Consider the following 19,164-nt stretch of genomic DNA (forward strand, 5'->3'; position numbering starts at 1 on the left):
GCGCCGCCGTGCCCGGTCCGCTCCACGGTGGAGGGGGCGCAGCTGAACCGGATCGCAGGAATGATCATCGCCGCGGGCGGGGGGCGCCGCATCGGTGGTCCCGAGGCGCTGCTGCACCAGGGGGAGAAGCCCCTGGTCAACCAGATGATCGACACGATGACCGAGGCGGGCTGCGAGCAGATCGTGGTCGTCCTGGGTGCCGCCGCCGACCAGGTCCGGGAGACCGCCGACCTGGGCCGGGCCACGGTGGTCATCAACAAGGCGTGGGGCACCGGGGTCGGCTCGTCCATCCGCGCCGGCCTGGCGGCCATGGACGACGAGGGGATCGAGGCGGTGGTGGTGGTGCCGGTGGACATGCCGGGCCTGACCGCCGCCGCTGTCCGGCGGGTGGCCGCACTGCCGTACCCGGACGTGCTGGTCTGTGCCACCTACGACGGGCTGCGCGGCTATCCCATGCTGTTCGGTCGGCGGCACTGGCCCGGCATCGCCACCCTGGCCAGCGCCGACGTGGGCGCCCGGCCGTACCTGCTGGCGCACAAGGACCAGATCGTCGACATCGCCTGCGACTCGGTCGCCGACGGCAGTCGGGTCGACACGCCGGAGCTGATGGCGCTCTACGGGCTCACGGTCCCGCCGCAGCGCGTCGGCGTGTGAGCGCCCGCCGCCGCCGACGCCGTACCGTGCCGGCCGGCGTGGCGGGCGGTTGCCCGTCGAGCCGGCCGGCACTGGGATGACACGGAGGCCGACGGTCGGTCCGGCGTGCAGGTCTCGGCCAGGCGCCGGTACCAGTGCGCGCTGTCCTTCCAGGTGCGCTCCTGGGTGTCGTAGTCGACCCGGATGATCCCGAACCGCCGGTCGTAGCCGTAGCCCCACTCGAAGTTGTCCAGCAGCGACCAGACGAAGTAGCCCCGCACGTCCGCGCCCTGCTCGCGGGCGTCCGCCACGGCGGCGATGTGCCGGCGCAGGTAGTCGACGCGCCGCTCGTCGTGCACCGTGCCGTCGGCCGACACGACGTCGTCGAACGCCGGGCGTCGCCGCGTCCCGCGTCCTGCCCCGGTGGTGTCGCGCGCCGGCGGCCTCGTGGCTTCAGCCGCGGCCTTTCCTGATGTGACGCCGACGGTGCCTGGCTCGGCTTGGTCCGGCCCGGCTTGGTCCGGCCCGGCTTGGTCCGGCCCGGCTTGGTCCGGCCCGGCTTGGCCCGGCCGGTGGTATGTGGCCCGCCCTTTGCTCTGCTTCAACGACCGCAACACCCACTGTCCGGATACCGGACGGCGAGTGTTGCGTGGGGTGAAGCAGAGCAAAGGCGGCGGAGGGGAACCTGGGCCGGCGCCAGCAGGATCGCGCAACAGGCCGGGCCGGGCCGGGCCGGGGCCGAGGCCGAGGCCGAGGCCGAGGCCGAGGCGCTTGGCGGGCGTTCTCAGGTCAGGTCGAACAGGGTGGCGGCGCTGTCCCAGCAGACCGCGCGCAGCCAGTCGTCGCCGAGGTCGAGCCGGGCCAGCCCGGTCAACTGGTCGGCGTACGGGTAGGGGATGTTCGGAAAGTCGCTGCCCAGCAGCACCTTGCCGGCCAGCCCCAGCTCGCGCAGCCGGGGCAGATCGTCGGCCGGAAAGGGCACGAACCGGTCGAAGAACGGGGTGAACGCCATCGTGGTGTCCAGCCGGACCCGCTCGTACGCCTCGGCGAGGTCGAGGAAGGCCCGGTAGTCGGGCGCGCCGAGGTGCGCCACCACGGCCGTCAACCGCGGGTGGCGGGCCAGCAGGGCGGCGAACGGCTCCGGCCCGGTGTGCGTGGTCCCCACCGGGGCGTGCCCGGCGTGCACCACCACCGGCACACCCGCGTCGGCCAGCATCCCCCACACCCGGTCCAGCGCCGGGTCGGTCGGCGCGAACCCGCCGACCTGCACGTGCACCTTGAACAGCCGCGCACCGCCGGTCAGCGCCTCCTCGACGTACGCGGCAACGTCCGGCTCGGGGAAGAAGGTGGCCGAGGGTAGGCAGCCCGGGGTGGCGCGGGCGAACTCCAGCGTCCACCGGTTCAGCTCCGCCGCCATGCCCGGCCGGTGCGGGTAGGCCAGCGCGCTGAAGGCCCGTACCCCGAGTCGGCGCAGGTGCGCCACCCGGTCGGCGTCGCTCCACCGGTAGCGGATCGGCCACTGCGTGCCGACCAGCGGCCCGGCCGCGCCGAAGTACGCCCACACCCGGCGCAGCAGTCGCGGCGGCAGGAAGTGCACGTGCACGTCGGCCAGGCCGGGTAGCCCGAGCGCGCGCCAGAATTCCGGCACCCGCTCGTCAGCCGCCGGCGGTGACGGCGGCGCGGGGTCTGTCATACCTCGATGTTGAACCGTTGCAGCACCGACGGGGCGATCAGGCCGGTGGTGGCGAGCACCGAGATGACGGTCAGTACGGCGCGCAGCACGATCACCTCGGTCTTGCTGCCGGTGCGCAGGGCGATGCTGTTCGGCAGGCCGATCATCGTCCACATGCGGCGGCGGATCGGGATCGGCCAGAGGATCGGCACTCCGGCTTTGGTGATCATGTCGCCGAGGATGTGCACGAAGCACCCCACCCCCATGGCCATGCCGATCAGGGGATACCCGCGCCCGCCCGGGAGGTTGACGAAGGTGAACCACGCCGCTCCGGCCGACGCCAGGGTCACGATCACCCAGCCGGCCCGCTCCGCCCACTCGTCGAACAGCCCGCGCAGGGCCAGGCCGAACATGAAGAAGAGGATGGTGATCACCGCCCACTTGCCGTACGCGGTGCAGAGCGCGGTCGTGCCCCAGCCGATCAGCAGCGTGAACGGGATGGTGTGGGTCAGCGTGCGGTGCCCGTTGTTGCGGCGCGGGTCCCTGCTGAGCTTCGTCGCGTAGTAGACCCCGAGTGAGATCTTCTCCATCACCTCGGCGACGAAGAGCGAGAAGACCCCGAAGGTGCGGGCCACGGTGGCGCCGCCCTGGTTGCGGGTCACCTTGCCCGACAGGTCGAGGTCGGGAAAGAGCGCGCCACCGGCGCACACCGCGGTGCCCACGGCCAACGCGAGGGGCGACTGCTGGTAGTCGGCGAACTGGTCCAGCGCCCAGGACCCGGCCAGCCATACCGCCGCGCCGGACAGCGCGTGCGACGGTCCCATCATCTCGGCTCACCCTCCCCAGGGATCTTGAGCGCCAAAACTACGCCACTGTAGTCAGCGCCGGCGCCGCAGGGGCATCACCCGGACGGTCCACAACGGACAGCGTCAGAGTGCCGGGGTGAAGCTCTGCCGGATCATCGGCAAGTATGTCGCGTTGACCTGCCAGTCGAACTCTTTTGTCAACCACGAGACGGTGAAGGCGCGCCCGGGCGAGGTGTTGGCCAGCAGCCGGAAACTGTGCACCCGCTCACCGGCCGCGTTCTCCCAGCCGCACTCCCAGATCGCGCCGCCCTCGAAGATGTCCAGCGCGGAGATGTCCACCTTGCGGTAGCCCGGTAGCGCCTCGCCGCCGGTGAGCCGGGCCTCCTCGGCCTTCCAGTACGCCACCGGGTCGGCCCGCGCCTGCCCCGCCTCGACGCTGAGCACCCGGGACCCGCCGGGCTCCCGGAAGCAGGTCGCCGCCCCCTCGGTCCAGCGCAGCCACGCCACCGGCGCGGCGATCCGGAAGCCTGCCGGGTCGTCGTGCCACGTCCAGCCCTGCACCAGCCGGTACCGCGCGTCGGCCGGTGGCGGCACCGACGGCACCGGGGTGGCCGTCGGTGGTGGGGGCGCCGAGCAGACGAACGCGGCAGGCCGGGGAGTGGCGTCGCCGCCCCCGGCGCCGGACGGGGGTGTCCGGCCGTCGTTGCGGTTGACCAGCGCCAGCGCACCCCCGGCGGCGAGCAGCGCGGTGACGACGGCCGCGCCGCCCACGGCGAGCAGCCGCCGGCGCCGGGATCGGGCTGCCGGCCGGTCGGTCGGCGGGGCCACGTCGCCGGGCGGGGCCGCCCACTCGACCGGAGGGGCGGGTACGGCGGCCCGGCCCGCGCTGCGGACCGCCGCCACCGCCGCGGAGCGGGGCGGCTCGACGCGCTGGCCCGGGTCCGCCGCGGCGCTGCGCAGCAGCGGCTCCGCCTCGGCGGCGGTCAACCGCCGCCACGGGTCGCGCTGCAACAGACCGGTGAGCAGGGGACGCAACGGGCCGGCACGGCGCATCGGGTCCGGCGGCTCGGTGGCCAGCGCGCTGAGCGTCGCCATCGCGCTGGAGCGGGCGTACGGCGAACGCCCCTCGACCGTGGCGTAGAGCGTCGCGCCCAGCGACCACAGGTCGGTACGCTGGTTCGACATCCCTTCGCGGGCGCGTTCCGGTGCGACGAACTGCGGGGAGCCGAGCACGGTGCCCGGTCCGGTCGTCGTACCGTCGCCGCCGTCGAACGTGGCCAGCCCGAAGTCGGTGAGCACGACTCGCCCGTCGTCGGCGACCAGCACGTTGTGCGGCTTCACGTCCCGGTGCAGCACCCCGGCGTGGTGCGCGGCCCGCAACGCGGCGAGCACGGCCAGCCCGATCCGGGCGGTGCGCTGCGGGCTCAGCGGCCCCTCGTCGCCGATGATCTCCTGCAGCGAGCGGGACGGCACGTACTCCATCACGATCCAGGGGCTCTCCCGGTCGTGCACCACGTCGTAGATGCGGACCACGTTGGGGTGGTTGAGTCGGGCCGCGGTACGCGCCTCGCGCAGGGTCCGCAGCCGTAGCTGCACCCGTTCGGCCTCGGCCAGCCAGGACGGCGGCACGACCTCCTTCACCGCGACGTCGCGGTGCAGCATCTCGTCGCGGGCCAGCCAGACCCGGCCCATGCCACCGGTGCCGACCAGGTCGAGCAGCCGGTACCGACCCGCGATCAGCAACTGCTGCACAGTCGGCCCCCTCGGTCACCCCGTGTTACACGATAACCACTGTGCCGGCCTCGATCCATCCCGGACGGCAGTCCAGAGGGCAACGTTCGGTGCAGGTCAGGGGGGCGATCGGAAGCTGTCTCGCACCACCGTCCAGTCCGCGCTGGCGGCGGCCCAGTCGCGGTCGTCGGTGATCCAGCCCAGCGTCCAGCGGCCACCGTCGGTGGGCGTGCCGACGACCTGTTGTCGGGCGTGCAGCCGGGCGGCGTACGGCGCGTCCCAGCGGCACTCCCACTCGGCGCCGCCGTCGTTCGCGGCGAGCCGGACCTCGTCGTAGCCCGGTAGCGCCCCGTCACCGGCCGCCGCGTCGCGGGCCGCGCGCAGTCGGGCCAGCGGATCGGCCGTGCCGCCCTCGGCGACGCTGAACGCCCGACCCGTCGCCGGGTCCTGGAAGCAGGCCACCGAGCCGTCCCGCGAGTAGTGCCAGCGAGCCGGTACGGAGACCCGGAAGCCGGCGGTGTCGGCGTGCCAGACCCAGCCGGCCGGTGGGCGGAACCGCTCGTCGGGTGCAGGCGATCCGGCCGGCACCGGCGTACCGACGATGTGCGGGCGGACGCACGGGAACGGTGGCGGAGGCATGTCGCGTCCGCCGGGCGGTGGGCCGGGGCGGTCGGGGCCGTGGCCGGGGTCGAACGGTCCGTCCCGGTCCCCGCCGCGCGGCGGGTGGTCCGGGGGCGGCGCGGCGGTCGACCGGCCGGCGGTGCCCGTCGGCTCGTCGTCGGTGACCGCCAGCGCGGTGCCGACGCCGGCCGCGGCCGCCACGAGCAGCGCCGTGACGACCAGCGCCGCCCGGCGCGCGATGCGGCCGGGCGCACGAGCGGGCGTGTCCGGGGCGCCGTCGCCGGCGGCCCGCTGCCGGGGCGCGTCGGCCGGCTCGACGGTGGTGTCTCCGGCGGGTGGATCACCCCGGGCGCCGGCCCGGTCGGCGCCGGGTTGGCCGGGCTCGGGCAGGGGGGCGCTGCGGTCCTGATCGGACAGGTCGGTGGAGGCGTCGGGCCTGTCGTCCTGGTCCGCCACCCGGTCCGCCTCGTCGGGGGACGCGTCGGTGGCGCCGGTCGTGGCGGCGGTGAGCAGCCGGCGGGCCGCCTCGTGGTCGAGGCGGTCACGCGGGTCACGGCGCAGCAGCCCGGCGAGCACCGGCGCGAGCGGCCCGGCGTGCGGTGCCGGGTCCGGCGGCCTGGCGGCCAGCGCGCTCAGCGTCGCCATCGCGGTGCTGCGGGCGTACGGGGAGCGGCCCTCCACGGCGGTGTGCAGGGTGGCTCCGAGCGACCACAGGTCGGCGGCCACGGTGGACACCCCCTCGGCGGCCCGCTCCGGGGCGACGTACTGCGGGGAGCCGAGCACCATGCCGGGGCGGGTCATCGCGCCGTCGCCGCCGTCGAACGTGGCCAGCCCGAAGTCGGTGAGCAGTACCCGCCCGTCGTGTGCCACGAGCACGTTCTGCGGTTTGACGTCGCGGTGCAGCACGCCGGCCGCGTGCGCGGCGAGCAGGGCGTCGAGCAGGGCCAGGCCGATCCGGGCCGCCTCGGCCGGAGCCAGCGGCCCCTCGGTGTCCAGCACGTCCTGGAGGGTGCGCGACGGGACGTACTCCATCACGATCCACGGACTGCCGTCGACCGGGACGACGTCGTAGAGCCGGACCACGGCGGGATGGTTGAGCCGGGCCGCGGCGCGCGCCTCCCGCAGCGTGCGTGAACGCAGCTCGGCCCGCTCGTGGTCGGCCAGCCAGCTCGGCGGCACGACCTCCTTGACCGCGACCTCGCGGTGCAGCATCTCGTCGCGGGCACGCCACACCCGACCCATGCCCCCGCGACCCACCAGGTCGAGCAGCCGGTATCGACCGGCGATCAATACCTGCACGCTCCTCCTCGGCCGCTGTCCGGGATACACCGTAGCCAGCGGATCGGGAGTCACCTATCGGTCGTCCGCCTCGGCTCAGCAGGCGGCGTGGTCGGCCGCGGCGAGCAGATTGCCCTCCGGGATGGCGATCCGGGTACGTCCGCCCGCCAGTCGGGCGGCGGCCCGGCGGGCCTGGAGCGGGCCGTGCTCGCGTCGGGCGGTGGTGTAGGTGGCGGCGGTGCGGGCCGCGATGGTGGCCCAGCCGTACCGCTCGCCGACCATGGTGCGGGCCCGCCGGGCCAACCGCCGGGCGAAGACCTCGTCGCCGATGAGTTGGCCGACGGCGCCGGCGAGCGCGTCCGGGTCGCTGTGCGGGAAGGTCACGCCGGTCACTCCGGGCTCGACGATCTCGGCGAGCCCGCCGGTGCGGGCCACCGCGAGCGGCGCGCCGGCGGCCGCCGCCTCCAGCGCCACCATGCCGAAGGGCTCGTAGAGGCTGGGCACCACGGTCGCGTCGGTGGCGCCGAGCACCGCCGGCAGTTGGGTGGCGTCGAGGAAGCCGGTGAAGCGGACCGTCGAGCAGAGCGCCAGCCGGCGGGCCTCCTCCTCCAGTTCGGCGCGGTACGGGCCGTCGCCGGCGATCACCACGCGCAGCCCGGGGTGCCGCTCGCGCAGGCGGGGCACCGCGTGCACCAGGTGCTGCACGCCCTTCTCGTAGACCAGCCGCCCGGCGTACCCGACCAGTGGCCCGTCCGCGGCGAACCGGGCCCGGGCCGACGCGACCGCCCGGGGCCGGGCCCGCCAGGCCCGGTCGTCGACGCCGTTGGGCACCACGTCGACCTGGCTGGCGGGGAGGTCGAACAGGGACCGCACCTGGTCACGCATGTACCCGGAGCAGGTGATCACCCGGGTGGAGGAGCCGCTGAGCCAGTGTTCGACGCCGTGGATGGTGCGGTTCATCTCCTCGGGCAGCCAGCCCTGGTGCCGGCCGGCCTCGGTGGCGTGCATGGTGGTGACCAGGGGCAGGTCCAGGTGCTCGGTGAGGGTGATGGCGGTGTGGGCGACGAGCCAGTCGTGGGCGTGGACGACGTCGTAGGTGCCGGCTTCGGTGGCGCGCAGGGCGGTGCGGGTGAGGGTGTGGTTGAAGGCCATGGTCCAGGCCAGCAGGGAGTTGGTGGCGAGGGGGAAGGTGACGGGGTCTTCGGGGGCGCGCAGGATGCGTACGCCGTCGGCGTACTCCTCCAGGGGTGCGCCGTCGGCGTGGCGGGTGACGACGGTGACCTCGTGGCCGGCGGCGGCGAGGGCGACGGAGAGGGCGTGGACGTGTCGGCCGAGGCCGCCGACGAGCACCGGCGGGTACTCCCAGGACAGCATCAGCACCCGCAGCTGCCGGGCGGGGTGGATGTCGATCACGTGGGCGTCGGGTGACATGCGGGCCCCCTTTGTTGTCTCCGGGCGCGCACCGACCGCACCGGAGCCGGTGCCCGCCGTCGCGTCTGGATCTCGGGCCCATCCTGCCGGGGTCGAGATAACCAGCGGAGACACCGCCATTGCGGTCGTGTAAAGCGCTACTGGCCCTTTCGGCGCACCCGCAGCAGCTCGGCCACCGACCACGCCTGGAACGGGCAGCCGGTCGCGGCGTGCGGCGCGAGGCCATCGGCCGTTTCGCTCACTGAGCCTAGCCCATATTCGGTCAGATGAGACTCAATACCAATGAACAGGTCATCGACCGACATCTTGCCCCGCCGGCACGCGTCCACGTAGGGCCCCAGCAGCCACGGCCAGACCGTGCCCTGGTGGTAGCCGCCGTCCCGCTCGGCCGGGCCACCCCGGTGCCGGCCCACGAACTCCGGCGAATCCGGGGCGAGGCTGCGCGGCCCGAGCGGGGTGAGCAGCCCGGCCGCGACCCGGCGCAGCGTCGACTCGTCCGGCTCCAGCGGCGCGAACGGAAGCGACCAGGCCAGCAGCTGGTTGGGGCGCAGCGCGTCGTCGTCGTGCAGGGCGGCCCCGCCGAGTGGGTACGCCGGCGCGGGCGCGTCCAGCACGTCGTGCAGCCAGCCGGCCGGCGCCGGGTAGCGGTCCCGGAACGACGCGGCGGCCTGCCCGTGCCGTCGCCACAGCTCGGCCGCGTCCCGGCCGGCCAGCTCGGTCAGCTCGGCGAGCCCGGCCAGCCCGTTGATCCACAACGCGTTGACCTCGACCGGCTTGCCGGTACGCGGGGTGACCGGCACCCCGTACACCCGGGCGTCCATCCAGGTCAGCGCGGTGCCGGGTGCGCCCTGGGTGAGCAGCCCGTCGGCCGGGTCGACGGCGATGCCGTAGCGGGTGCCGGCCAGGTGGGCGTCGATCACCGTGTGCAGCGCGGGCAGCAGCTCGTCGCCGAGGTCGGTGTCGCCGGTGACGGTGACGTGCCGGCTCACCGCGTGCAGGAACCACAGCGTGCCGTCGACGGTGTTGTACTCCACCCGCCCGGTGTCGGCCGTGTTGGCCAGCATCCCCTCGGACAGCGTCGCCGCGTACGCCCGCAGCAGCTCCCGACCCTCGTCGGCGCGGCCGGTGCAGAGGAACAGCCCCTCGTACGAGATCATCGTGTCCCGCGACCAGGCGCCGAACCACGGGTACCCGGCCACCACGTCGACCGCCGTGCCGCCGGTACGCACCACGAACGCGTCCGCGGCCAGCGCGAGCGTCGCCTCGACCGGGTCGGCCGGCTTCGCCGTGGCCACCACCTCACGGTTGCGCCGCCGGGCGGTCGCCACGATCTCCGGGGCCGGCGGCGGCTCCTCGTCCAGTCGGCCGGCCCAGGCCCGCACCGACACCGTGTCACCGGGGCGCTCCAGCTCGCCGGCGAAGCGGCCCGCGTACCAGAGGTCCTCGTCGGGGTGCAGGCCCCGGCTCGCCTCCTCGCGGTGGTGCACGCCGAGCCACCACTGCCCCTCCGGCGTCCAGCCCGGGCCGGCCAGCCGGTACGCCCCCTCGACCACGGCGCCGTCGGCCACCGTCTCGACCTGCGGCGTCGGGCCGTCGGCCCGCCGCTCGCCGTGCGCGTCGCGCCAGGTGCAGGCGGCGGACAGCTCCAGGCGGACCGGCCCGCCGGCCACCAGCCGATGCACCACCGCCACGCAGGAGCGGCCGGGCAGCATCGCCAGCTCCCGTTCGATCACCACGGCGCCGATCCGCCACCGCCACCGGGGCAGCCCGTCGACCAGGTCAAAGCGCTCCAGCAGCTCGAAGCCGCGCGGGTCCACGTCGCCGGAGGACCACTCGTGCGCGCCGAGCCGGACCCGCGCGCCGGACGGCAGGGTGACCGCCGGGTCGAGGCTGACCAGTCCCACCCGGCGGGACGCCGGGGTTTCGCCGGGCACCACCAGCAGGCCGTGGTAGCGGCGGGTCCGCATCCCGGCGACCGTGCCCATCGCGTACCCGCCGACGCCGTCGGGCACCAGCCACTCCCGGCTGGCGGCGCTGGTCAGGTCGCCACAGACCTGCGGGCCGAAGTGAATGTCGATCAACTTTCCTCCACCCGCGGCGGGGTGTAACACGCCACGACGAGAATGGCCGCTGTGGTCAAGTACCGCGGCGACGTCAAAGATGTGCACGTGATCACTGACCGTTCGTCCTCCGACGCCCCGTCACCCGACGCCGAGCGGCTCCGGCTCGCCCAGGCCGACTCGGGGGAGCAGGACTGGCGCGCATGGGGTCCCTATCTGTCCGAACGGGCCTGGGGGACGGTACGGGAGGACTACAGCGAGCACGGTACGGCCTGGGACTACTTCCCGCACGACCATGCGCGGTCCAGAGCCTACCGGTGGAATGAAGACGGGATGGCCGGCGTCTGCGACGACCGGCAGACGTTCGCGTTCGCCCTCGCGCTGTGGAACGGCAGGGATCCGATCCTCAAGGAGCGGATGTTCGGCCTCGGCGGTGACGGCGGCAACCACGGCGAGGACGTCAAGGAGTACTGGTGGTACGAGGACTCCACGCCGACCCACTCCTGGATGCGCTGGCGCTACCACTACCCGCAGGCCGCCTTCCCGTACGACGAGCTGGTCGCGGTGAACGCGCTGCGCGGCCGGGACGACACCGAGTACGAGCTGGTGGACACCGGCATCTTCGACGACGACCGGTACTGGGCGGTGACCGTCGACTACGCCAAGGCGTCCCCGACCGACCTGTGCATGGTGGTGACCGTGGCCAACCGGGGTGACCGGGCGGCCACCCTGCACGTGCTGCCCACCCTGTGGTTCCGCAACACGTGGGCCTGGGGTCTGCCCGGCGGCGACCGGATTCCCCGGATGACCGGCGAGGGCGCGCGGCTGGTCGGCGAGCACCGGGTGCTCGGCCAGCTGCTGCTGGAGGGCGACGGCGATCCGGTGCCGCTGCTCTGCGACAACGACAGCAACGCCGAGCGGCTCTGGGGCCTGCCGGGCCGGTCCCGCTATCCGAAGGACGGCATCAACGACCACGTGGTCAACGGCGCCGCCACGGTCAACCCGGCGGGGGAGGGCACCAAGGGCGCGCTGCACTACGTGCTCGACGTGCCGGCCGGGGGGCAGCGCCAGATCCGGCTGCGGCTGACCCGCACCGCGTCGCCGCCGGCCGCCGCTCCGCCACCCCGGGCGGATCTCGGCGACGGCTTCGAGGCGGTGGTGTGGGCGCGGCGGGCCGAGGCGAACCGCTTCTTCGCCGGTGTGATCCCGGAGGCCGCCACTCCGGACGAGGCGCTGGTGGCCCGGCAGGCCATCGCCGGGCTGATGTGGGGCAAGCAGTTCTACCACTTCGACGTCAAGCGGTGGCTGGAGGGCGATCCGGCTTCGACGCCGCCGGCCGGGCGTCGCCACGGGCGCAACAGCGCCTGGTGGCACATGACCAGCTTCGACGTCATCTCCATGCCCGACCCCTGGGAGTACCCCTGGTACGCGGCGTGGGACCTGGCCTTCCACTGCGTGAGCATCGCCCGGGTCGACCCGGGCTTCGCCAAGGCGCAACTGCTGCTTCTGCTGCGCGAGTGGTACCTGCATCCCAACGGGCAGATCCCGGCGTACGAGTGGGCGTTCGGTGACGTGAACCCGCCGGTGCACGCGTGGGCGGCGCTCAAGGTTTTCGAGATCGACGGCGGCCGGGACTACGAGTTCCTGGCCCGGGTGATGCACAAGCTGCTGATCAACTTCACCTGGTGGGTCAACCGGAAGGACACCGGCGGCAACAACGTCTTCGAGGGCGGCTTCCTCGGGCTGGACAACGTCGGGCCGTTCGACCGGTCGGCGGCGCTGCCGGTGGCCGGTGTGCTGGAGCAGTCCGACGGCACCGGCTGGATGGCCATGTACGCGCTGAACCTGCTGGACATGGCGATCGTGCTGGCCGAGCACGACCGCACCTGGGTGGACACCGCCACCAAGTTCTTCGAGCACTTCGCGTACATCGCCGCCGCCGCGTACGAGCAGGGGTTGTGGGACGACGAGGACGCCTTCTTCTATGACGTGCTGCGGCTCGCCGACGGCACGAAGGTGCCGCTGAAGGTCCGTTCGGTGGTCGGGCTGCTGCCGCTGGCCGCCACCACCCGGCTCACCGCCCGGACCCTTCACCACCTGCCGGAGCTGGGCGCCCGGCTGCGCTGGTTCCTCACCAACCGCCCGGAGTACGCCGAGGTGATCGGCACCCGCCGGCTGGGCCCGGACGGTCGCCAGCAGCGGCTGCTGTCCATGGTCGGCCCGGAGCAGGTGGTCCGGTTGCTCGCCCGGATGCTGGACCCCGACGAGTTCCTCTCCGACTTCGGCCTGCGCACGCTGTCCCGCGCGCACCTGGACAAGCCGTTCTCGGTCACCCTCGGCGGGCAGGAGTTCTCCGTCGGGTACGAGCCGGCGGAGTCGACCAGCGGGTTGTTCGGCGGCAACTCGAACTGGCGTGGGCCGATCTGGATGCCGACGAACTTCCTGCTGATCAGCGCGCTGCGCGACTACGCGTCGTTCTTCGGCGACGACCTCCAGGTGGAGTACCCGACCCGATCCGGGGTGAAGCGCACGCTGGACGAGGTCGCCGACGATCTGTCCGCCCGGCTGATCTCGCTCTTCACCCAGGACGACTGGGGCCGGCGTCCGATCTACGGCGCGTGCCGGATCTTCCAGACCCACCCGGACTGGCGGGACCTGATCGCCTTCCCGGAGTACTTCCACGGCGACAACGGGGCCGGGCTGGGCGCCTGGCACCAGACCGGCTGGACGGCGTTGGTGGCGGATCTGATCCTCACGCTGCGCCGCTGACGCACCGCAGCCCGCACGCCGGCGTCGGTTGGCCGTACCACTCAACATGCAACCAAAGGTTGCGCATCCCGTCATGGCCGTTGTAGTTTTACGCAACCAAAGGTTGCGAAAGGTTGGGTGGCATGGAACACGGATCCATCGAACGGGACATTCATGTCGACGCTTCACCCGAGGTGGTCTTCGAGGTGATCAGTCGGCCCGAGCACATGCGGGAGTGGTGGCCCGACGACGCGCGGTTCGAGCCGGTCGCGGGCGCGCCCGGCGAACTCGTGTGGCGCGACGCGGCGACGGGCGAGACGAACACCGTCGCCCTCGCCATCGTCGACGTCGACCCTCCGAAGCGGTTCTCCTTCCGGTGGTGCTACCCGGACCCGGCCCGGAGCGGGCCCTCGCTGCTGGTCACCTTCGATCTGGTCCCGACCGGTACGGGGACGCAGATCCGCATGACGGAGACCGGGTTCCGCGAGATGGGATGGGAGGTCGCTGTCCTCGAGGAGCAGTACCGCGACCACGTGAGCGGGTGGGACCACTACATTCCCGCGCTGGGCACGTACGTCGCGCGGCTGGTCGCCACCTCATGAGCACCGCGGTCGACGACGACCTGTGGTCGGCGATCGGCGACCCCATCCGGCGCACGATGATCGACCTTCTACTCGCCGGGGGGCCAGGCACAGCCACGTCACTGAGCGAGCGACTACCCGTCACTCGCCAGGCCGTCTCGAAGCACCTTGCCGTCCTGGACCGGGTCGGTCTGGTGCACGCCGCGCCGGCCGGTCGCGAGCGGCACTACCAGGTCGACGAGGCGCAGCTCGCCCGGGCTGCCGCCCAGATGTCAGCGGTCGGCGCCACCTGGGACGCCCGACTCCGCCGGATCAAGCGGATCGCCGAGGCGATCGACCGTAACCGCAACGACAACCAAGGAGATTGAAGTGGTCGACATCCTGCACCGGGTCGGCGTCGTCGCTCCGCTCGACGACGTCTACCGAGCAGTGGCAACTCCAGAGGGCATTGCCGGCTGGTGGACGACCGACACGGTGGGCAAGAGCGAGGTCGGCGGGCAGTTGGCCTTCCGGTTCGGCGACGTCGGTGGCTTCGACATGGAGGTCCTGGAGCTCGATCCCTCCGGCCGCGTGCGGTGGCGGGTCATCGACGGCCCCGAGGAATGGATCGGAACCGAGATCAGCTGGCGCCTCGACCAACGCGGCGAGTACACCATCGTCCAGTTCACCCACGAGGGCTGGCGTGAGCCCGTCGAGTTCATGCACCACTGCAGCACCAAGTGGACGATGTTCCTCATGAGTCTCAAGCAGCTTGTGGAGACCGGGCATGGCAGGCCGGCCCCGGACGACGTCCGGATCAGCGACTGGCACTGAGCCGGGCCAAGCTAGAGCGGTGGTGCCGGTTGTTCCGCTGGCTGGCTGCGTGTGCGTCGCGCGTCCGCGCTGGCGACGCCCAGGAGCACCGCGGCAGTGGCCGCGCCGGTGGCGAGGGGCGGCAGGTGGAGTGTTGCCGGCCACCGAGTGGCTCGGTGATGAACAGCTCGAAGCCCACGCCGGTCAGCACGACCCCGGCGATCATGACCAGGTGGGCGAGTGCCATGTCGGTGGCCAGGCGGGGGGCGTCCCGGGAACGGCTGATGGCCGCACCCAGCACGCCCCCCGCCAGGTGGAAGTAGATCCGCCAGAGCAGGACGGTGGTCGCCAACGCCAGCGCGAAGCCGGCCGTCTGCCCGGTGTGGAACTGGCTGCCGCTGAAGGCCAACCCGATGACGAAGATCGCCTCGCCGAGCGCGATGAGGAGAAACTGTTGGTACCGCTCGGCCAGGTGCTCGGCCGCTATCGTCTGTCCGCCGATCCGTTGCGCGCCGAGCCGGGGTGTCGGCCACCCGAGGAACAACCCGACGTAGTCGACCAGCGCGGCGATGGTCCAGAGCGACCCACGAACCGTGCCGTCGTCGACCAGCCCACCGACGACCCAGAGCGGCGCGCTAAAGCCGAGCCAGACCAGGACCCGGACCGTCTGCCGCGAGTCCGGCCGTCCGTGCGCGGCGATGTGGAAGTACGTCACCCGGCCGGTCTGGAGGGCCACGTAGGTGACGGCGAAGAGGGAGGCCCGCGCGCCGAAGCCGTCGGGTACCGCGACGGCCATCACCATGGCGCCGGCCATTGTCATGACGATGACGCTCTGGACTACCGGCGCCTCGGGATTCAGCCAGCTGGTCGACCAGACCGTCGATGACCAGACGGCCCACAGGGCCAGGAGCAGCAGCAGGGCCTGCCCGAGACCCGCGAGCACGCCGCGCTCGGTGCCGGTGAAATCCGTGATCAACCGGGCCGAGATCCGAGTGAGCGCGAAGACGAAGACCAGGTCGAGGAAGAGCTCCAGAAAGGTGGCTCGCTGGAGGTTGCTCTCGGTGCGGAGCAGCGGTGCGTCGCCCCTCTCCCTCATCCCTGCGCCCGGTGCCGCCCGTCACCAATCTGTCACCGCGCGAACTCCGTCGGTGTCTTCGACTTACGCTCGTGGGCGTGTCCGGACCTGCCGAGGGAGCCACCGAAGAGGAGCGACGCGACCTCATCGTCACGGTCGCCCGGGAGTTGGCCGAGGTCGAGGGTTGGACGGGGGTGAGCCCTCGGCGGCTGGCCGAGCGGGCCGAGGTCGACGTCGGCGACCTCTACCGGCACTTCGCCGATCAGGAGGCGCTGCTCGCCGCCGTGGCGGTGTGCGCCTTCGCCGACCTGGCCGCCGACCTGGCCGAGGCGCACGCGGAGGCAACCGGCGATCCGGAACGGGTCTGGCCGGCGGTGGCGAGCGCGTACCTCGACTTCGCGTACGCGAATCCGGAGGTCTACGACGCGATGCTCGCGCTGACCCCCGACCTGGCTTTCGGCGTGGACGGCGTGCCGGCCGCTCCCCGCGGCGTGTTCGCCGAGCTGCGGGCGGCCCTGGCCCCGTTGGCCGAGGGGCGTGATCCGGACACCCTGGCCGAGGTCGGCTGGAGTCTGCTGCACGGCATGGTCATGCTCACCCGGGGCGGCCGGTTGCGCCCGGAGGCGCAGGAGGAGCGGGAGGCGATGATCGCGGAACGGCTGGTGCGCTGGCCGTGGCCACCGGCCGAGTCGGACGGAAACCGCTTGGGTGCGTCGCACACCATGCCCTAAGGTCCCGAACCGTCAGGAGCGTTGATCACGAAGGGGGCGGCATGACGGTGGACCAGGCGGCGCGCCGGCAGGCGCAGGTGCTGATCTTCGACGCGGACGACACGTTGTGGGAGAACAACATCGTGTTCGAGCGGGTGATCGACGACTTCCTGGCCTGGCTCGACCACCCCACCCTCGACCGGGTGGAGCTGCGGGCCGTCCTCGACGACATCGAGCGGGCCAACACGGTGGCGCACGGCTACGGCAGCAAGGTCTTCCTGCGCAGCCTGGCGGAGTGCCTGGAGCGGCTACGTGAGCGACCGGCCACCGACGCCGAACGCCAGGAGATCGACCGGCTGGCGGTGGCCCTGGTCGAGCACCGGGTGGAGCTGATGCCCGGGGTGGCCGACGCGCTCGACGAGTTGGCCGGCCGGCACTCGTTGCTGCTGCTGACCAAGGGTGACCAGGTGGAGCAGCAGCGCAAGCTGGACGCGTGCGGGCTGCTGCACCACTTCCGGGCCGCGCACATCGTCGCGGAGAAGGACGTCGACACCTACCGGTGGTTGGTGCGGGAGCACGGGTTCGAGCCCGCCGGAGCCTGGATGATCGGCAACTCTCCGAAGTCGGACATCCTGCCGGCCCGGGCGGCCGGGCTGAACGCGGTGTTTATTCCGAATGAGAACACCTGGGTGCTGGAGGACGACGAGCTGGACCCGACCGACGCCGGCGTGCTGCGGCTGGCCGCGTTCCGCGACCTGCTGCGCCACTTCTGACCGCTCCGAGCCCGAACAGCGTCGGCGATCATGGTCGCGTTACGCCGACATGACGGTTTTTCCCCTGGAGATCAGTCCTGCCACCGGCGGTCCTGCCCGGCTTGTTCGGCCCGTCGTGACCCGCCTAGCCTGGGCCGGCGTCCACGGCCTTTCGGGGTGTGCCGGGGGCGAACGGGCGTCCGGCGAGTGGGCACCGTGGAGCTGAGTGCAGGGCGGCCGGCTTCCTGTCGAGCCGCGTGGGCGTTGAGCCACGCCCGCGCGCGGCAGGGAGGCTGGAGCCGTCCGTTCCCATGCCGGATGACCGGGGGTCAGGGTCGGGTAGTTGCGGACCCGGTCCTGACCCGGACCCCCGGCGAGCGGGGCAGCCGCGAGGCGGGTCGACTGTCAGGATGGTGGCATGAAGCGCAGATCGCTCTTGTTGGGCGCCGCAGCGGGCCTGGCGGCGCCGGCCGTGCTCACTCCGACGGCGCCCGCGCTCGGTGCGACCAGGGCGGCGCCGGCCCGGGGCACCGCGAGCGTTCCCGGGCTCACCCGGCCGACGGTGCCGCACCACAATCTGGCCGCCCGGCTGACGACCCTGCCGCCACAGGCGAAGCAGGTCCTCATCGTCAGCGGCACCGGCTACTCCATCAGCCACGCCACCCTCGAGGCGTACGTGCGGGTCAACGACCGGTGGCAGCATGCCTCGGCGGTGCTGCCCGCCCGGATCGGCTCCAAGGGGTTCAGCGACAACCACGTCGAGGGGGTGCCCACCACGCCCACCGGGACGTACTCCATCGGCTCGACCATGTACGGCATCGCCGCGAACCCGGGGGTGCGGTACCCGTACCACCGCCTGGTCAGTGGCGACTGGTGGAACGAGAACCCGACGTCGTCGCGCTACAACTCCTTCCAGCACAGCTCGACCAACCCCGGTGGCAACAGCGAGGCGTTGTGGACGGAGGTGCCCGCGTACACGCACTTCGCAGTGATCACGTACAACATGCCGCCCACCGTGAGCACGCCGGTGCCGTACGCGGGCAGCGGGATCTTCCTGCACGAGTTCAGCACCAGCGGCGGTAACGCCACCGCCGGCTGCGTCTCCCTCGCCCACGAGCACCTCGTCCCCGTGCTGCGCTGGCTTGACCCGGCGCTCTCGCCGCACATCGTGCTCAGCCCGCCGATCAGCTCTGCCGGGACCACCTAGCCGCCGGCGGCCGGCCTCCGGCTCAGGAGACGTCGCCGCCGCGGACGATCGCCACCGCCACCCGGCAGAACTCGTCCATGTCGGGGTTGAAGCCGGCCGCGATGTCGGGATGCAGCCCGGAGCGGGTCTCGTCCAGCAGGCGCTGGCAGACCTGCTCGACCGGCTCACCGGCGTAGCCGGCCCGGACCCGGTCGATGGCCGCCTGGAGCGCCGAGGTCAGCTGGTCCTCCAACGGGCCGCGCAGCTTCTGCTGCACCGGGTCCAGCCCGCGCGGGTCGAGCGTGACGTGTGGCTCCGACATGGTGCTCCCTTCGTCGGCGTCGGCGGTACCCCACCGCGTCCGTCGGTCAAACCTCAGCCGGTACGGCGGCGACCCGCACCTGGTACGAGAAGTCCTCCGCCGGCTCCTCGTGGTACGACAGCCGGCGGATCTGCCGGTCGTCCTCGAAGAGAGCGACGTCCACCAGGACGCCGAGGTGGGCCAGGCCGATGCTGCTCACCCGCTTCTTGTCCTGCAGCACCGCGCAGACGCCGCCGAGCAGGGTGCTGGCGTCGGCCGTACGGTGCCCGGGCGGGCAGCGCAGGACCAGGTCGACCTCGATCGGCCCGGGCAGCGGCGTCCAGCCGGTGCGTTGGGCGGCCGCCAGGGCGGCCTGGAGCAGGGTGCGGACCCTCGTCGCCTGCCGGTGCCCGGCGGCGAAGATGGACAACGCTTCGGTCTTGACCGGTGGCAGGCCGCTCACCTCGAACATCAGGGCGAGAGCGCGGGTGTCCTGCACGACGGCACCTCCTCGTTGGGACGATCCTGCCGAACCGGGGGAGTGGCGGTGGGACGTTCCCGCGATTACCAACCGAACGGGCAGGCTGGGGTCGGCCGGAGGCGTATCGACGTCGGCGGCGAACGCGCTGGCTGTGGCGCTAGGAAGACGCTAGTCGACAGTGCCGGCGCTGGGTAGTCGGTCGCTCACCCGATGGGACGCGGTGCGAAGGCGCAGAACTCGTTGCCCTCCGGGGTCGGCCAGGACCGGCTCGGGCACCTGGTTCACCATGCCGGGTCGCCGGCCGTC

General features: G+C 72.8%; 17 protein-coding genes and 1 pseudogene. 8 read left to right on the top strand and 10 right to left on the bottom strand.

Going from position 1 to position 19,164, the window contains the following annotated elements; all coding sequences use genetic code 11:
- The first annotated feature begins 60 nt into the window (after nt 1-60).
- Nucleotides 61-654, top strand: coding sequence for an NTP transferase domain-containing protein (locus tag AB0K07_RS10310; RefSeq protein ID WP_363753001.1), 594 nt, complete (start codon nt 61-63; stop codon nt 652-654).
- Nucleotides 655-770: 116 nt separating this feature from the next.
- Here the strand turns inward: AB0K07_RS10310 and AB0K07_RS10315 are convergent.
- The 7 genes and pseudogenes from AB0K07_RS10315 to AB0K07_RS10345 all read right to left on the bottom strand — a co-directional run.
- Nucleotides 771-1,025: pseudogene (locus AB0K07_RS10315) on the bottom strand (family 1 glycosylhydrolase); the annotation flags it as partial.
- Nucleotides 1,026-1,417: 392 nt separating this feature from the next.
- On the bottom strand, nt 1,418-2,326 hold the full coding sequence (locus tag AB0K07_RS10320; RefSeq protein WP_363753004.1) for an amidohydrolase family protein: 909 nt from the start codon (nt 2,324-2,326) through the stop codon (nt 1,418-1,420).
- Nucleotides 2,323-3,132, bottom strand: coding sequence for a metal-dependent hydrolase (locus tag AB0K07_RS10325; RefSeq protein WP_363753007.1), 810 nt, complete (start codon nt 3,130-3,132; stop codon nt 2,323-2,325). The genes AB0K07_RS10320 and AB0K07_RS10325 overlap by 4 nt, the downstream gene beginning before the upstream one ends.
- Nucleotides 3,133-3,234: 102 nt before the next feature.
- Nucleotides 3,235-4,863, bottom strand: a complete 1,629-nt coding sequence (locus AB0K07_RS10330; protein WP_363753010.1) for a serine/threonine-protein kinase — start codon at nt 4,861-4,863, stop codon at nt 3,235-3,237.
- Between the two features lie 96 nt (nt 4,864-4,959).
- Nucleotides 4,960-6,762, bottom strand: a complete 1,803-nt coding sequence (locus tag AB0K07_RS10335) for a protein kinase (protein ID WP_363753013.1) — start codon at nt 6,760-6,762, stop codon at nt 4,960-4,962.
- Between the two features lie 75 nt (nt 6,763-6,837).
- A complete protein-coding gene (locus AB0K07_RS10340; protein ID WP_363753016.1) occupies nt 6,838-8,172 on the bottom strand; it encodes a glycosyltransferase family 4 protein in 1,335 nt (444 codons plus the stop codon).
- 137 nt (nt 8,173-8,309) lie between these two features.
- Nucleotides 8,310-10,253 (bottom strand): amylo-alpha-1,6-glucosidase, encoded by a 1,944-nt coding sequence (locus tag AB0K07_RS10345; RefSeq protein ID WP_363753019.1) that lies wholly within the window; start codon nt 10,251-10,253, stop codon nt 8,310-8,312.
- A gap of 42 nt (nt 10,254-10,295) precedes the next feature.
- Here AB0K07_RS10345 and AB0K07_RS10350 point away from each other — a divergent pair, with 42 nt between their 5' ends.
- The 4 genes from AB0K07_RS10350 (at nt 10,296) to AB0K07_RS10365 (ending at nt 14,374) form a co-directional block, all read left to right on the top strand.
- Nucleotides 10,296-13,001 carry a glucosidase gene (locus tag AB0K07_RS10350; RefSeq protein ID WP_363753022.1) on the top strand — a complete coding sequence of 902 codons (2,706 nt, stop codon included), beginning with the start codon at nt 10,296-10,298 and terminating at the stop codon, nt 12,999-13,001.
- Between the two features lie 122 nt (nt 13,002-13,123).
- A complete protein-coding gene (locus AB0K07_RS10355) occupies nt 13,124-13,582 on the top strand; it encodes an SRPBCC domain-containing protein (RefSeq protein ID WP_363753025.1) in 459 nt (152 codons plus the stop codon).
- Nucleotides 13,579-13,929 (top strand): metalloregulator ArsR/SmtB family transcription factor, encoded by a 351-nt coding sequence (locus AB0K07_RS10360; RefSeq protein ID WP_363753028.1) that lies wholly within the window; start codon nt 13,579-13,581, stop codon nt 13,927-13,929. The genes AB0K07_RS10355 and AB0K07_RS10360 overlap by 4 nt, the downstream gene beginning before the upstream one ends.
- Before the next feature lies 1 nt (nt 13,930).
- Nucleotides 13,931-14,374 (top strand): SRPBCC domain-containing protein, encoded by a 444-nt coding sequence (locus AB0K07_RS10365; RefSeq protein WP_363753031.1) that lies wholly within the window; start codon nt 13,931-13,933, stop codon nt 14,372-14,374.
- Here the strand turns inward: AB0K07_RS10365 and AB0K07_RS10370 are convergent.
- On the bottom strand, nt 14,358-15,449 hold the full coding sequence (locus AB0K07_RS10370; protein ID WP_363753034.1) for a low temperature requirement protein A: 1,092 nt from the start codon (nt 15,447-15,449) through the stop codon (nt 14,358-14,360). The genes AB0K07_RS10365 and AB0K07_RS10370 overlap by 17 nt on opposite strands.
- Nucleotides 15,450-15,526: 77 nt before the next feature.
- Between AB0K07_RS10370 and AB0K07_RS10375 the strand changes: the two genes are divergently transcribed.
- The 3 genes from AB0K07_RS10375 to AB0K07_RS10385 all read left to right on the top strand — a co-directional run bounded on the left by AB0K07_RS10375 (nt 15,527) and on the right by AB0K07_RS10385 (nt 18,097).
- Nucleotides 15,527-16,159 carry a WHG domain-containing protein gene (locus AB0K07_RS10375; RefSeq protein WP_363753037.1) on the top strand — a complete coding sequence of 211 codons (633 nt, stop codon included), beginning with the start codon at nt 15,527-15,529 and terminating at the stop codon, nt 16,157-16,159.
- Nucleotides 16,160-16,200: 41 nt separating this feature from the next.
- A complete protein-coding gene (locus AB0K07_RS10380; protein ID WP_363753040.1) occupies nt 16,201-16,911 on the top strand; it encodes an HAD family hydrolase in 711 nt (236 codons plus the stop codon).
- Nucleotides 16,912-17,308: 397 nt separating this feature from the next.
- Nucleotides 17,309-18,097, top strand: a complete 789-nt coding sequence (locus tag AB0K07_RS10385) for a L,D-transpeptidase family protein (RefSeq protein ID WP_363753042.1) — start codon at nt 17,309-17,311, stop codon at nt 18,095-18,097.
- A 22-nt stretch (nt 18,098-18,119) separates the two neighbouring features.
- On the opposite strand, the gene AB0K07_RS10390 is transcribed toward AB0K07_RS10385, so the two are convergent.
- Both AB0K07_RS10390 and AB0K07_RS10395 read right to left on the bottom strand, forming a co-directional pair.
- Nucleotides 18,120-18,398 carry a hypothetical protein gene (locus tag AB0K07_RS10390; protein WP_363753045.1) on the bottom strand — a complete coding sequence of 93 codons (279 nt, stop codon included), beginning with the start codon at nt 18,396-18,398 and terminating at the stop codon, nt 18,120-18,122.
- Between the two features lie 46 nt (nt 18,399-18,444).
- Complete coding sequence (locus AB0K07_RS10395) at nt 18,445-18,876, bottom strand: hypothetical protein (protein WP_363753048.1); 432 nt, start codon at nt 18,874-18,876, stop codon at nt 18,445-18,447.
- Nucleotides 18,877-19,164: the final 288 nt, after the last annotated feature.

The sequence above is a fragment of the Micromonospora sp. NPDC049301 genome, assembly GCF_040678715.1.
In the GTDB taxonomy this organism is placed as follows: Bacteria; Actinomycetota; Actinomycetes; order Mycobacteriales; family Micromonosporaceae; genus Micromonospora.

Coding starts and splice junctions, on each gene's coding strand:
- AB0K07_RS10350 (WP_363753022.1), top strand. CDS start 10,296: ATGGCCGCTGTGGTCAAGTACCGCGGCGACGTCAAAGATGTGCACGTG.
- AB0K07_RS10380 (WP_363753040.1), top strand. CDS start 16,201: ATGACGGTGGACCAGGCGGCGCGCCGGCAGGCGCAGGTGCTGATCTTC.
- AB0K07_RS10370 (WP_363753034.1), bottom strand. CDS start 15,449: ATGAGGGAGAGGGGCGACGCACCGCTGCTCCGCACCGAGAGCAACCTC.
- AB0K07_RS10310 (WP_363753001.1), top strand. CDS start 61: ATGATCATCGCCGCGGGCGGGGGGCGCCGCATCGGTGGTCCCGAGGCG.
- AB0K07_RS10390 (WP_363753045.1), bottom strand. CDS start 18,398: ATGTCGGAGCCACACGTCACGCTCGACCCGCGCGGGCTGGACCCGGTG.
- AB0K07_RS10340 (WP_363753016.1), bottom strand. CDS start 8,172: ATGTCACCCGACGCCCACGTGATCGACATCCACCCCGCCCGGCAGCTG.
- AB0K07_RS10355 (WP_363753025.1), top strand. CDS start 13,124: ATGGAACACGGATCCATCGAACGGGACATTCATGTCGACGCTTCACCC.
- AB0K07_RS10385 (WP_363753042.1), top strand. CDS start 17,309: ATGAAGCGCAGATCGCTCTTGTTGGGCGCCGCAGCGGGCCTGGCGGCG.
- AB0K07_RS10320 (WP_363753004.1), bottom strand. CDS start 2,326: ATGACAGACCCCGCGCCGCCGTCACCGCCGGCGGCTGACGAGCGGGTG.
- AB0K07_RS10325 (WP_363753007.1), bottom strand. CDS start 3,132: ATGATGGGACCGTCGCACGCGCTGTCCGGCGCGGCGGTATGGCTGGCC.
- AB0K07_RS10360 (WP_363753028.1), top strand. CDS start 13,579: ATGAGCACCGCGGTCGACGACGACCTGTGGTCGGCGATCGGCGACCCC.